At 73.3% G+C, this 11,863-nt stretch carries 12 protein-coding genes; 5 read left to right on the top strand and 7 right to left on the bottom strand.

Annotated elements, in window-relative coordinates; genetic code table 11:
• Positions 1 to 127: 127 nt before the first annotated feature.
• Positions 128 to 325, bottom strand: coding sequence for a DUF397 domain-containing protein (locus AC230_RS31105; protein WP_078871250.1), 198 nt, complete (start codon positions 323 to 325; stop codon positions 128 to 130).
• A gap of 9 nt (positions 326 to 334) precedes the next feature.
• Positions 335 to 1,216: a helix-turn-helix domain-containing protein gene (locus AC230_RS14660; protein ID WP_049716618.1), complete on the bottom strand. Its 882-nt coding sequence runs from the start codon at positions 1,214 to 1,216 to the stop codon at positions 335 to 337.
• Between the two features lie 234 nt (positions 1,217 to 1,450).
• Here AC230_RS14660 and AC230_RS14665 point away from each other — a divergent pair, with 234 nt between their 5' ends.
• Entirely contained in the window at positions 1,451 to 1,924 is a 474-nt protein-coding gene (locus AC230_RS14665; protein ID WP_053161171.1) for an ATP-binding protein, read from the top strand.
• A gap of 124 nt (positions 1,925 to 2,048) precedes the next feature.
• Complete coding sequence (locus AC230_RS14670) at positions 2,049 to 3,452, top strand: amidase (RefSeq protein ID WP_078871303.1); 1,404 nt, start codon at positions 2,049 to 2,051, stop codon at positions 3,450 to 3,452.
• Here the strand turns inward: AC230_RS14670 and AC230_RS14675 are convergent.
• Entirely contained in the window at positions 3,412 to 4,113 is a 702-nt protein-coding gene (locus AC230_RS14675) for a FadR/GntR family transcriptional regulator (protein ID WP_049716619.1), read from the bottom strand. The genes AC230_RS14670 and AC230_RS14675 overlap by 41 nt on opposite strands.
• A 156-nt stretch (positions 4,114 to 4,269) precedes the next feature.
• Between AC230_RS14675 and AC230_RS14680 the strand changes: the two genes are divergently transcribed.
• Both AC230_RS14680 and AC230_RS14685 read left to right on the top strand, forming a co-directional pair.
• Positions 4,270 to 4,776, top strand: a complete 507-nt coding sequence (locus tag AC230_RS14680) for a gluconokinase (RefSeq protein WP_049716620.1) — start codon at positions 4,270 to 4,272, stop codon at positions 4,774 to 4,776.
• 55 nt (positions 4,777 to 4,831) lie between these two features.
• Positions 4,832 to 6,235: a GntP family permease gene (locus AC230_RS14685; RefSeq protein WP_049716621.1), complete on the top strand. Its 1,404-nt coding sequence runs from the start codon at positions 4,832 to 4,834 to the stop codon at positions 6,233 to 6,235.
• Between the two features lie 27 nt (positions 6,236 to 6,262).
• Here AC230_RS14685 and AC230_RS14690 read toward each other — a convergent pair whose 3' ends face one another.
• Positions 6,263 to 7,720, bottom strand: a complete 1,458-nt coding sequence (locus AC230_RS14690; protein ID WP_241833225.1) for an FAD-dependent monooxygenase — start codon at positions 7,718 to 7,720, stop codon at positions 6,263 to 6,265.
• 96 nt (positions 7,721 to 7,816) lie between these two features.
• Here AC230_RS14690 and AC230_RS14695 point away from each other — a divergent pair, with 96 nt between their 5' ends.
• Positions 7,817 to 8,467 (top strand): TetR/AcrR family transcriptional regulator C-terminal domain-containing protein, encoded by a 651-nt coding sequence (locus AC230_RS14695; protein ID WP_049716623.1) that lies wholly within the window; start codon positions 7,817 to 7,819, stop codon positions 8,465 to 8,467.
• On the opposite strand, the gene AC230_RS14700 is transcribed toward AC230_RS14695, so the two are convergent.
• From AC230_RS14700 to AC230_RS14710, 3 genes are read right to left on the bottom strand one after another with little or no spacing between them, the layout of a single operon-like run.
• The gene (locus AC230_RS14700; protein ID WP_049716624.1) at positions 8,464 to 9,561 is read right to left on the bottom strand and encodes an acyltransferase family protein; all 1,098 of its coding nucleotides are present in this window, start codon (positions 9,559 to 9,561) and stop codon (positions 8,464 to 8,466) included. The genes AC230_RS14695 and AC230_RS14700 overlap by 4 nt on opposite strands.
• Positions 9,558 to 10,892: a polysialyltransferase family glycosyltransferase gene (locus AC230_RS14705; protein WP_049716625.1), complete on the bottom strand. Its 1,335-nt coding sequence runs from the start codon at positions 10,890 to 10,892 to the stop codon at positions 9,558 to 9,560. Before AC230_RS14705 ends, AC230_RS14700 begins: the two co-directional genes overlap by 4 nt.
• A complete protein-coding gene (locus AC230_RS14710; RefSeq protein ID WP_049717012.1) occupies positions 10,889 to 11,854 on the bottom strand; it encodes a glycosyltransferase family 2 protein in 966 nt (321 codons plus the stop codon). The genes AC230_RS14705 and AC230_RS14710 overlap by 4 nt, the downstream gene beginning before the upstream one ends.
• Positions 11,855 to 11,863: the final 9 nt, after the last annotated feature.

Below are 11,863 nucleotides of genomic sequence, written 5' to 3' on the forward strand. Positions count from 1 at the left end.
GCCGCCCGGGCCCATCCGGTCAACCGGTGGACGGGGGTGGGGGTAGCCCCCTTCAATTCCGTGGCGCGTGGTGCCCGGTGGGGGCGGGGGCGTGGTCTCGGACTTCCTCCCTTGGGGGGAGTGCCCCTCAACGAGCTACGAGCGAACTCGACTTGACGGCGGCGACGAAGGGCGCCCAGGCGAGCGGGAGGGTTGTGAAGGTGACGCCGGGACGGTTGCTGTCACGCAGGTGCACCAACCGAGCCGGTTCCGTGGCGACTTCCACGCATTCTCCGTTGCCGCCGCCGCTGAACGAGGACTTGCGCCATATGAGATCTGCTGACATCTCGTTTCCTTACGTGCGGTACATGATGTGTTGGAGGAGGCTCAGTGAGTCCCGGCCCTCATGGGACTCGGGGGCGAGGTCCGGGTCCACCGGGGCGAGGGCCAGCTCGGACAAGCGCTCGAACATTCTCGCGTAGTGGGCGATGTGTTCTCCATCCCGGAGGAAGGCCGATGTGTGCGGATGTTCCAGGTACACGGTGTCGAGCTCGGGCGTCACGCCGCCGAGGATGGCGAAGGACCGGCTGTACGCGGAGTAGGGGCCGCCCTCGAACGGGAAGATCTGAATCGTGACGTGTGGGAGGCGCGCGAACTCGATGAGCTTCGACAGCTGTTGACGCATCACCCCGGGTCCGCCGATCCGTGAGCGCAGAGCCGCTTCATGGATGACGGCCCGGTACCTCACAGGGCGCTCCCCGGCCAGGACCTGCTGACGGGCCATCCGGAACCGTACGAAGCGATCCACCCGGTGTTCGTCGGTTTCCGTCTCGGCGATCACGGCACGTGCGTACGCCTCGGTCTGAAGCATCCCCGGTACGAACAGCGGCTCGTGCATCCGGATGGCCGTGGAGTGGTACTCCAGCTCCGCGAAGTTGGCGGCCACCGGGGCCAGGACGTCGCGGAAGTCGTCCCACCACCCCTTGCTCCGCCTCCTGGCCATTTCCATGAGCGCGTCGAAGTAGGGCCCGTCCTCGCATCCATAGGCGCGTAGCAACTTGTACAGCCCGTTGCGCGGAACATCCACCCTTCCCGCCTCGATGTGGCTGATCCTCGATCGGTCGGCTTCGAGGAGCGCGGCGACGTCGTCGCCCGACATGCGGGCGCGGTTGCGAAGTTTCCGCAGCTCCGCCCCCAGCCTGCGCTGGCGTTCGCTCGGATTGTTCCTGGGTGGCATAGGGCTCCTCCTCGTGGACGTGCGCAGTCTGCCCTGGGCGGTCAAGGCGGTCCACGGAGTTGTCCGGCTGTCACTCATGCGGGCGAAGCGAGGCGGACATGGTTGTACCTGTTGCATCCCTGTCCATACCGTTCCGGTAGCCGACCGGTGCGGACCGCTGCGGAAGTGCACCCGGAACGTGGCCAGTTGATGCAGGCAATGACAAAGACCGATGACCTCGTTGGGAGACCCGCCATGACCACCCAAGCGCTGGCCGCGCCCTGCGCCGCCCCCGCCCATGACCCCACCCGCCCCTACCAGTTGCTCGCCCCCGCGGAGCCCTCCTCCATCCGCGTGGCCCGGGAGTTCGCCGGCGTCGTGCTCGAAGCGACCGGTCACCTGCTGCTCGTCGACGACGCCCGGCTCTGCGTCTCCGACGTCGTCTCCAACGTCGTCCAGCACGCGGGAGCCGCCCAACTCGCCGTCCAGATCACCGATTGCGGCGACCGCGTCCTCTTCGAGGTGCGGGACGACAATCCGGCTCTCCGCCCGCACCTGTGCCCGGCCCCCGGGCGGGCCCGGGACGAGGGAGGACGCGGCCTGCTGCTCGTCCGGGAACTGTCCTCCGCCTGCGGGCTGCACCTGGTGTGGGACGGGCTGGTGGTGGTGGGGAAGTGCCTGTGGTTCGAGTTCGACGGCGCCCAGGGCGCCGACGGGCGCGACCTGTAGCCCGCGCGCCGTCGCTCGGCAATTCCGTACGCGGGCTCGTGCGCCGGTGCCCCGCGCGCCTACCGTGGGCGTTCCGTGCGGCGAGAGGAGTGGACCTGTGGCGGGGCTTGTGGAGCAGGTGCGGATGGTGGCCGAAGGGGCGGTGTCGGCGCGGGAGTTGACGGAGGAGGCGGTGCGGAGGGCCGAGGCGACGCGGGGGACGGTCAACGCGTTCCGGTGGGTGCGGGCGGAGGAGGCGTTACGGGAGGCCGACGAGGCGGACCGGCTGCGGGCGGCGGGGGAGCGGCGGCCGTTGCTCGGGGTGCCGGTGGCGGTGAAGGACGACATGGACGTGGCGGGGCTGCCGACGGCGTTCGGGTGCCGGGGGGAGTTCCCGGCGCGGCGGGCGGACGGCGAGGCCGTGCGGAGGCTGCGGGCCGCCGGGGCGGTGATCGTCGGGAAGACGAACACGCCCGAGCTGGGGCAGTGGCCGATGACCGAGGGGCCCGGGTTCGGGGTGACGCGCAACCCGTGGGACCTGGGCCGGACGCCCGGCGGTTCGTCGGGCGGGTCGGCGGCGGCCGTGGCGGCGGGGATCGTGGCGGGCGCGCTGGGCTCGGACGGGGCGGGGTCGGTCAGGATCCCGGCGGCCTGGACGCATCTGATCGGGGTCAAGCCGCAGCGCGGCCGGGTGCCGACGTGGCCGGAGCACGGGATGTTCAACGGACTGACGTGCTACGGGGTGTTGGCGCGGTCGGTGGCGGACGCGGCGCTGCTGCTGGACGTCGTCGGGGACGGGCCGCCGGTGGCCGTGGAGAGGCCCCGGCGGCTGCGGATCGCGCTGTCGCTGCGGCCGGCGTACGCGGCCGTGCGGCACCGGCTGGAGCCCGTCGTGCGGGCGGCCACGGAGCGGACGGCGGCGCGGCTGGAGGCGCTGGGGCACGAGGTGGTGCGGGAGGAGCCGCGCTACGGGCCGGTGGGGCCCGCGTTCGTCCCGCGCGCCATGGGCGGCGTGCGGGAGTGGGCGCGGCGCGTGCCGGACCCGGGACTGCTGGACCCGCGCACCCGCCAGAACGCCCGGGGCGGAGCGCTGCTCGGCGGTGCGGTGCTGCGGCTGGCGCGGGCGGCGGAGCGGCCGTTGCGGGCGCGGGTGGGCGAGCTGTTCGGGCGGTACGACGTGCTGCTGACGCCGACGACGGCCGCGCCGCCGCTGCCGGTGGGGGCGCTGGACGGGCTGTCGGGACGGGAGACGGACGCGGCGATGATCAGGGCGTGCCCGTACACCTTCCCGTGGAACGTGCTGGGCTGGCCGGCGGTGAGCGTGCCCGCCGGGCTCACGGCGGGCGGGCTGCCGCTGGGGGCGCAGCTCCTCGGCCCGGCCGGGAGCGAGGCGTTGCTGCTGTCGCTGGCGGGGCAACTGGAGGAGCGGGAGCGGTGGTTCGAGCGGCGCCCGCCGGTGGCCGGTCCGGCGGTGGGCGGTCCGGCGGCGGCCGGTTCCGCGCCGGGCGTCACGGAGCCAGGATGTCCAGCTCCGCCATCGCTCCCGTGACGATCTCGCGCGTCAGCTCCTCGGCGCGCGCCGCGTCGTGGGCGCGGACGGCCTCGGCGACCCGTACGTGCAGGGTGACGGCGGCCGGGTCGGGGTCGGCGAACATCACCTGGTGACGGGTGCGTCCGCTGAGCACCTCCGCGACGACGTCGCCGAGGCGGGCGAACATCTCGTTGCCGGAGGCGCGCAGGACGACGCGGTGGAAGGCGACGTCGTGGCGGAGGTAGGCGTCGAGCTGGTGGCCGCGCGAGGTGGCGACCATGCCGAGCGCGTGCTCGGTGAGTTCGGCGCACTGGGCGGGCGTGGCCAGGCGGGCGGCGAGCCCCGCGGCGACGGGTTCGACGGCGGAGCGCAGGACGGTCAGCGAGCGGAGCTGGCGGGGGCGGTCGGGGCCGGCCAGCCGCCAGCGGATCACGTTCGGGTCGTAGACGTTCCACTCGTCGGGCGGCAGGACCGTCACACCGACGCGGCGCCGCGAGGCCACCAGGTGCATGGACTCCAGGACGCGGATCACCTCGCGGACGACGGTGCGCGAGACCTCGAAGCGTTCCTCCAGCTCGTCCGTGCGCAGGACGCTGCCCGGCGGGTACGCGCCGGCCGTGATCGCGGGTCCGAGGGACTCCAGCACGCGCGCGTGCAGCCCCTGCCCCTGGTTGGTCATGGGAAAAGCCTACGTGTCCATGGCGAGGGAGATTAAGTATGACGTTTAGGTCACAAGGGCTTGAATACGTCGTACGTCTTGGGTTTCAGTGGGGCGCAGGCCGGCCGGCGTCGAGGGAGACGCCGGAGCGCCGGAGACAGCGAGGAACAGGTACGCATGACCACCCCCCACGTCGTTGTGGTGATGGGCGTCGCGGGCACGGGCAAGACCACGGTCGGGCCCCTGGTCGCCGAGGCCCTCGGCGTTCCCTACGCCGAGGGCGACGACTTCCACCCGCCCGCGAACATCGCGAAGATGGCGTCCGGCGTCCCGCTGGACGACGCCGACCGCGCGCCCTGGCTCGACGCGATCGGCGCGTGGGCGCGCGACCGGGGCGACCGGGGCGGCGTGGTCAGCTGCTCCGCGCTCAAGCGCGCGTACCGCGACCGGCTCCGGGCCGCCGCGCCCGGTCTCGTCTTCCTGCACCTGACCGGTGCGCGCGAGCTGATCGCGGCGCGGATGGCCACCCGCAAGGGCCACTTCATGACGACCCGGCTGCTGGACTCGCAGTTCGCGACCCTGGAGCCGCTGGAGGCCGACGAGGCCGGGGTCGTCGTGGACGTCGCACCCGAGGCGGCGGTCATCGCCGAGCGCGCGGTCGCAGGCCTGGGCCGGCTCCCCTGACCCCTCCTTCCTTTCCTTCCTTCCCCCGAAGGACCCCTTCTTCCAAGGAAGCCCCGTGAGCACTCTCAGCGTCGAGATGCTGGCCGCGGCGCCCGCCGGACCGATCACGTCGGCGGGCCACGCGCAGCTGGGCATCGCCGTTCTCGCCGGCATCGCCGTCATCGTCCTTCTCATCAGCAGATTCCGGCTGCACGCCTTTCTGGCCCTGACCATCGGGTCGCTGGTGCTCGGCGCCGCCGCCGGGGCGCCGCTGGACAAGGCGATCTCCTCCTTCACCACCGGGCTCGGTTCGACCGTGGCCGGGGTCGGCGTCCTCATCGCCCTCGGCTCCATACTCGGCAAGCTGCTCGCCGACTCCGGCGGCGCGGACCAGATCGTCGACACGATCCTCGCCCGCGCCGGCGGCCGGGCCATGCCCTGGGCGATGGTCCTGATCGCGGGCGTCATCGGACTGCCGCTCTTCTTCGAGGTGGGGATCGTGCTGCTGATCCCCGTGGTGCTGCTGGTGGCCAAGCGGGGCGGGCACTCGCTGATGCGCATCGGGATCCCGGCGCTGGCCGGTCTCTCCGTGATGCACGGGCTCGTGCCGCCGCACCCCGGACCCCTCGCGGCCATCGACGCGATCGGCGCCGACCTGGGCGTCACGCTCGCCCTCGGCGTCCTGATCGCCGTTCCGACGGCGGTCGTCGCCGGGCCGCTCTTCTCGCGCGTCGCGGCACGCTGGGTCGACATCGCGCCGCCGGAGAAGCTGGTGCCCCAACGGGCCGCGGACACGGGCGGGCCGGAGCGGCGCCCCGGCTTCGGGGTCACGGTGGCGACCGTGCTGCTGCCCGTCGTGCTGATGCTCGTCAAGGCGCTCGTGGACGTCGTCGTCGACGATCCCCGTCACCACGTGCAGCGCGTCGCCGACGTCGTCGGCTCGCCGCTGATCGCCCTGCTGGCGGCCGTGCTGGTCGCGATGTTCACGCTCGGACGGCCCGCCGGGTTCGGCCGTGAGCGGCTGGCCTCGACGGTCGAGAAGTCCCTCCTGCCCATCGCGGGCATCCTGCTGATCGTGGGCGCGGGCGGCGGCTTCAAGCAGACGCTCATCGACGTCGGCGTCGGACAGATGATCCTCGACTTCGCCAAGTCGTGGTCGGTTTCCGCCCTGTTGCTCGCCTGGCTGATCGCGGTCGGGATCCGGCTCGCGACGGGCTCCGCCACGGTCGCGACGATCTCGGCCGCGGGCCTTGTCGCCCCGCTGGCGGCGGACATGAGCACGGCGCACGCCGCCCTGCTGGTGCTCTCGGTCGGGGCCGGGTCGCTCTTCTTCAGCCATGTGAACGACGCGGGGTTCTGGATGGTGAAGGAATACTTCGGGATGGATGTGGGGCAGACGCTGCGGAGCTGGTCGTTGATGGAGACGATCATCTCGGTGGTGGGGCTGGGGTTCGTGATGCTGCTGTCGCTGCTGGTGTAGTCCGCCGCTGTCTCCGCCTCCGCCCGGTCAAACCCCGCGCCCCCGCCCGCCCGGAGCGGGGCCCTGACCCGCCACCTCCCCGAGGTACTTCGCCACGTCCGCCGGATCCTCCGTCGCCAGACCGACGTAGCCGTCCGGGCGGATCAGGAACAGGCCCCGCCCGTACGCCGGCGCGTCGGGGACGGTGTGCGTCGCCACCAAGTCGTCCGAGGTGTCGGGCAGTTCGCGAGACCAGTCCACCGCCAGCAGCGTGAAGCGCGAGCCGCGGAACGCCTCGAAGAGGCGGCGGCCGTCGGCGTCCACGCCGTCCGGCGCGCGGTCGCCGGCGCGGAGGGCGCCGGAGGTCAGGCCGGTGCGGGCGTCCCGGGAGAGGGGGCCGGTGCGGTAGTCGAGGCCGAGCTGGTGGGCCTCGCGGCCGCGGCGGGAGGTCAGGGGGCGGTTCTCGTCGGCGGGGCCGCGGTGGATGCGGGTGCTGAGGCCGAGGACGTCCGCGGCGACGGGCAGGCGCTCCGGCTCGTAGGAGTCGAGGAGCGTGTGCGGGGCGCCGCGCAGCAGGACGTGGCCCAGCTTCCACCCGAGGTTGTACGCGTCCTGCACGCTCGTGTTGAGGCCCTGCGCCCCGGCGGGCGAGTGGACGTGGGCCGCGTCGCCGACGAGGAACACCCGCCCGTCGCGGAAGCGTTCGGCCATCGCGGCCCGGGCCCGGAAGGGCGACGCCCAGTGCACCGCCCCCACCCGCAGGCCGGTGCGGGCGGCGACGAGGGACCGGACCCCCTCCGGGGACGGGTCCGGCTCCCCGGCCGGGTAGGCCGCGATCAGCTGGAACGCGGACGTCCGCGGCAGCGGGCACAGGGCTACCGGCCCGTCCGCCCCCTCCCAGGTGTGCCAGTGCGACCGCGCCAGGCCGGGCACCTCCACGTCGGCCACCATCATCGGGGCCGGGTCCACGGTCGTGCCCGTGAACGGCGTGCCCAGCACGGCCCGTACGGTGCTGCGCCCGCCGTCCGCCCCGACGAGGTACGCCGCGCGCACCGCGCCGCCGTCCGCGAGGCGGGCCGTGACCCCGTCCCCGTCCTGCGCGAAGCCCACGAGCCGCGTGCCGAACTCCACGCGCCCGCCCAGCGCTTCGAGCCGTTCGCGCAGGATCTCCTGCGTGCGCCACTGCGGCAGCATCCACGGCTCGCGGAAGGGGTCCTCGCGCGTCGGCTCCAGGCGCGTGACCATGTCCCACTCCCGGACGATCCGGCCGTCCTGCCAGGCGCTCATCGGCGGCAGCCGGTCGCCGGAGTCCAGGACCGCGTCCAGGACGCCCAGGTCCTCGAAGATCTCCAGCGTCCGCGGCTGAAGCCCCTTGCCGCGCGAGCCCGGGAACGCCCCGTCGCCCGCGTCGATCAGCCGGAACGGCACGCCCTGCCGGGCCAGGTCGCAGGCCAGGACCAGCCCGGCCGGACCGGCGCCGGCGATCAGTACGTCCACTGCGGGCACGCCGCCCACTCGATCCACTCCGCCCACCGCAACGCTCCTTAACGGCGTTCAATTTAACGACGTTAAGGATGGGTTGAACGCCGTTAAACTGTCAAGGTGGGAACGCGACTGGACCGTGATCAGGTGGTGGACACCGCCCTGGAGCTGCTGAACGAGGTCGGTCTGGAGGGCCTGACCCTCCGCCGCATCGGCCAGGAGCTGGACGTCCGCGCCCCGGCGCTCTACTGGCACTTCAAGAACAAGCAGGACCTGCTGGACGCCATGGCCACGGAGATGCTCCGGCGCATGTCCCGCGCCGAGCTGCTGCGGGAGGTCACGGAGCGGCGGACCTGGCAGGACGTCCTCGCCGACTCCCACCGCGCCCTGCGCCGCACCCTGCTCTCCTACCGCGACGGCGCGAAGGTCTACAGCGGGACGCGCTTCACCGACACGTCCTACGCGGACACGATGGAGACCTACCTCAAGGCCCTCGTCGAGGCGGGTTTCACCCCGCGCGCCGCCGCCCGCGCGTTCTACACCGTGTACTGCTACACGATCGGGTACGTCGTAGAGGAGCAGTCGGCGGCCGGCTACCCGGAGCAGGGCGTCAAGGGCATCGACCTCATGGAGCGCGAGCAGCGCCTGACCGGCCACCCGATCTCCGCCGCGGCCGGCCCCGAGCTGTTCGGGGAGTCCGAGGCCGGCTTCGAGACGGGCCTGCGTGCGGTCGTCGCGGGGCTGGAGGCCACGCTCCCCCGGGGCCGTTAGCGGTCGAGCGCCCGGCGCAGCACGGGCGTCAGGCGTCGCTCCACGGCCACGTGCAGCACCCACGCCAGGCCCAGCATCAGCCCGGTGGTCAGCCCGAGGACGGCGTACGACGGGAGCCCCAGCCCCCGGTGCAGCGCGCCGACGACCACCCATCCCAGGTGCTCGTGCACCAGGTAGAAGGGGTAGGTGAGCGCCCCCGCGAGCGGGAGCCACCGCCAACGCGCCCATCGCGCGCGGCCGGTGGCGACGAGTGCGACGGCCGCGTAGCCCAGCGCGAGGACGGCGATGATGACGGAGGGCGAACGGTACGAGAAGAAGTGCGTGCCGGGCGGGTGCCAGAGGCCCGCCACCGCGTAGTGCTGGCCGACGAGGAAGCTCGTCGCGACGATGCCCCAGGAGAGGGCGGAGTGCCCGTACCGGTGGACGAGGTACAGGCCGATGCCGCCGATGAAGAACGGGGCGTGTTCGGGCATCGTCACGACCCGCAGCGACTCCACGTGGCCCGCCGTCGTGACGACCGCGGCCAGCGTCCACACCGCGCAGAAGAGGACGACCCGTGCGCGCGTCGCGCCCGGCAGGACGACGAAGAGCGCGAAGAGCGCGTAGAACCGCACCTCGGCCCAGAGGGTCCAGCACACTCCCAGCACCCGCCGGGCGCCGACGGGCTGTTGGAGCATGGTGAGGTTGACGAGGGTGTCGCTGAGCGGGACGGACCGGTACGTCACCCACGGCAGCGCGAAGACCAGCGTCACCAGCAGGACCGCGACCCAGTACGCGGGGTAGAGGCGGGCGGCGCGGGAGGCGGAGAAGGAGCGCAGGGGACGTCCCCAGCCGCTCATGCAGATGACGAAGCCGCTGATGACGAAGAAGATCTGCACGCCGAGGCAGCCGTAGGCGAACGCCGTGGACAGCCGCGGGAACGTGTGCCGGGGCGAGGCGCCCCAGGCGGTGGCGATCTCGCCGTTCCGCCCGCCGTAGTGGTACAGCGCCACCATCAGCGCGGCGATCAGCCGCAGCCCGTCGAGGGCGTACAGCCGCCCGCCGCGGCGCTCGACGGGCGGTGCCACCGGCGGGGCGGGGACGGTGGCCGTCATGCGGACGCCCTTCCGGCGAGGCGGCGGCCCGCGGTGCGCACCCGGCGCGCGATCCGGCGCACGGCGGGACGGCGCGCCAGGAAGGCGAGCCGGCGCGGGACGCCGCCGGGGAGGCCGAGGGCGGTCAGGCGGCGGCGCTTGAAGTACCGCGGATCGGGACGGCGGGACAAGTGGCGTTCCGCCGCCGCGCGCAGGTCCGGATTGATCCGCGGCTGCATCGCGTAGCCGACCGCCGCCAGCAGCTCCGCGGCCTCCGCCGCGCGGACCGGCGCGCCCGTCCCCTCCAGCGGCGGCAGCAGCGCGTCCACGAGGGTGACCGGGACGCGGTTGCTGTTCTGGTACGGGGTGAGCCGCTCCAGCAGCAGGTCCGTGCCGGTGTGGACGGCCGGGAGGCCGTAGAAGGCGCCGGCGGTCATCAGGGCGGTGGAGAAGCAGCCGACGACGAGGGCGGGCCGCAGCCGCTGGTACAGGACCTCGGCGAGGGTGGAGGAGTCGACGGCCACGAGGTCCGCGCCGAGCCGTCGGGCCTCCTCCTCCAGCGTCCGCGACCAGCGGGCGGGCGCGGTCGGGTGCGGCTTGAAGACGACGGAGCGGTGACCGCGCGCGACCGCGCCGCGCAGCATGCGGACGTGCAGCCGCTCCTCCTCCTCGGGGGTGAGGATGCCGAGCGCGGCCAGGTACTGGCCCAGGAGGAGGGCCGGCTCCCGCGGCACGGGCGGGAGCTCGGGCGCCGCGTCCGCCAGCTCGGCCAGCACCTTCGCGAAGACCTCGCCCGGGACCGTCTCCGCCGCGACGCCGAACTCCCGCAGCAGCAGGGGCCGCAGGCCCGGCACGAGGTCGAGGTGGAGGAGACGGCGGACGCGGGTGCCGACGAGGGGGTCGAGCCGGATGCGGGTGGGGCCGTAGCTCATCAGCCCGTCCGCGTAGACCTCCAGGGGCGCGCCGGGGAAGATCCGGGCCAGTGCGAGCGCGGGGTCGGTCTGGAGGGATTCGAGGACGATCTCCACGTCGTCGTCGCCGAGGTCCCACAGGAGCCTCAAGTGCCGCTCCCACAGCGGGACGTCGTCGGTGCGGGGCGACCAGCCGGCGGGGTGGAAGGGGCGGATCGTCCCGTTCCAGGAGTGCACGCCGTCGAAGCGGGTGCGCAGCCGGTCGAAGCCGGGCGCCTCGTCCGGGCCGGGCGTGGTCTCCGGGACGGCGGCGTTGTTGGCGAGGACCAGCAGGCGCCGGCCGGCCGGGGGGAGGAGACCGGCGTCGAGGACGGCGGCGAGGGTGGCGACGCCGTAGAGGGTGGAGGCGAGGAGGAGCTGGACGGTCGGCCGGCGGGTCATCGGGCGGTCACCCGCCGCTTGACGCGGCGCAGGCGCCGGGCGCGGTCCGCGTCCATGGAATTCAGGGCGTCGTTCAGCAAGCTCGGGGGCATCCGTTTCAGGGCGGCGGCGCTCAGCGAACGCAGGTCCCGGGCGACCTCCGGTTCGAATCGCTCGATGGCGCCGAGGTGGTGGGAAATGATCGCGCAATAGGTGCGGACGGCTTTCGGGAGGAGTGCTTCGGCGTCCCGGTCGCGGGCCGTTTCCTCGAGTACCTGGTCGAATGCGCGGAGGAAATCGAGTTGCCGTGCGTCGCCGATCTGTGTGAGCGAGGAGGCGACGCCCCGGCGGTAGAAGACACCGAGGAGTCCGGCGACCGCGAAGCTGTCCGCCTCCCGGTGCAGCCGCCAGATCCAGGGCCGGTCCTCGGCGGTGCGCAGGCCGTGCCGGAAGTGCAGCAGTCCCGCGTCGAGCAGCCGCCGGTGGTAGATGCCGGCCCAGGCGTAGGGATAGTCCACGGCGGTGGTGCGGTCGGCGGGCAGTATCGCGTCGCGCGGGTCGAGCGGGACGCCGCGCCGGCCGTGCGGGACGCGGTGGACGGTGCGGGCGCGGCCGGTGCACCGGACGTGGTCGGTGCGGACGAAGTCCACGCCCAACGCCTCGATCGCGGCGAGGAGTTGGCGCAGGTGGCCCGGGGCGAGCCAGTCGTCGCCGTCGAGGAAGGTCACGTACTCGCCGCGTGCCGCGTCCAGCCCGGTGTTGCGGGCCGTGGCGAGGCCGCCGTTGGCCGCGTGGCGGACCAGGACGGCGCCGGGCAGCTCGCGTTCCGCCCGTTCCAGGAGGGCGCCCGTCCCGTCGGTCGAACAATCGTCCACGAGAATGAATTCGAAATCCCGGCCGGTGTTCGCGCGCAGGCTCCGCAGGGTGTCCTGCGCATAGGTCTGCACATTGAAGAACGGCACGATGACGGAGAGCTTGACCACGCGCGCCAC

It is taken from the genome of Streptomyces caatingaensis, assembly GCF_001187435.1.
In the GTDB taxonomy this organism is placed as follows: domain Bacteria; phylum Actinomycetota; class Actinomycetes; order Streptomycetales; family Streptomycetaceae; genus Streptomyces; species Streptomyces caatingaensis.

What these genes read in the sequence shown, in the direction of transcription:
- AC230_RS31105 (WP_078871250.1), bottom strand. Translation starts at nt 325, where the DNA reads ATGTCAGCAGATCTCATATGGCGCAAGTCCTCGTTCAGCGGCGGCGGC.
- AC230_RS14660 (WP_049716618.1), bottom strand. Translation starts at nt 1,216, where the DNA reads ATGCCACCCAGGAACAATCCGAGCGAACGCCAGCGCAGGCTGGGGGCG.
- AC230_RS14665 (WP_053161171.1), top strand. Translation starts at nt 1,451, where the DNA reads ATGACCACCCAAGCGCTGGCCGCGCCCTGCGCCGCCCCCGCCCATGAC.
- AC230_RS14670 (WP_078871303.1), top strand. Translation starts at nt 2,049, where the DNA reads ATGGTGGCCGAAGGGGCGGTGTCGGCGCGGGAGTTGACGGAGGAGGCG.
- AC230_RS14675 (WP_049716619.1), bottom strand. Translation starts at nt 4,113, where the DNA reads ATGACCAACCAGGGGCAGGGGCTGCACGCGCGCGTGCTGGAGTCCCTC.
- AC230_RS14680 (WP_049716620.1), top strand. Translation starts at nt 4,270, where the DNA reads ATGACCACCCCCCACGTCGTTGTGGTGATGGGCGTCGCGGGCACGGGC.
- AC230_RS14700 (WP_049716624.1), bottom strand. Translation starts at nt 9,561, where the DNA reads ATGACGGCCACCGTCCCCGCCCCGCCGGTGGCACCGCCCGTCGAGCGC.
- AC230_RS14705 (WP_049716625.1), bottom strand. Translation starts at nt 10,892, where the DNA reads ATGACCCGCCGGCCGACCGTCCAGCTCCTCCTCGCCTCCACCCTCTAC.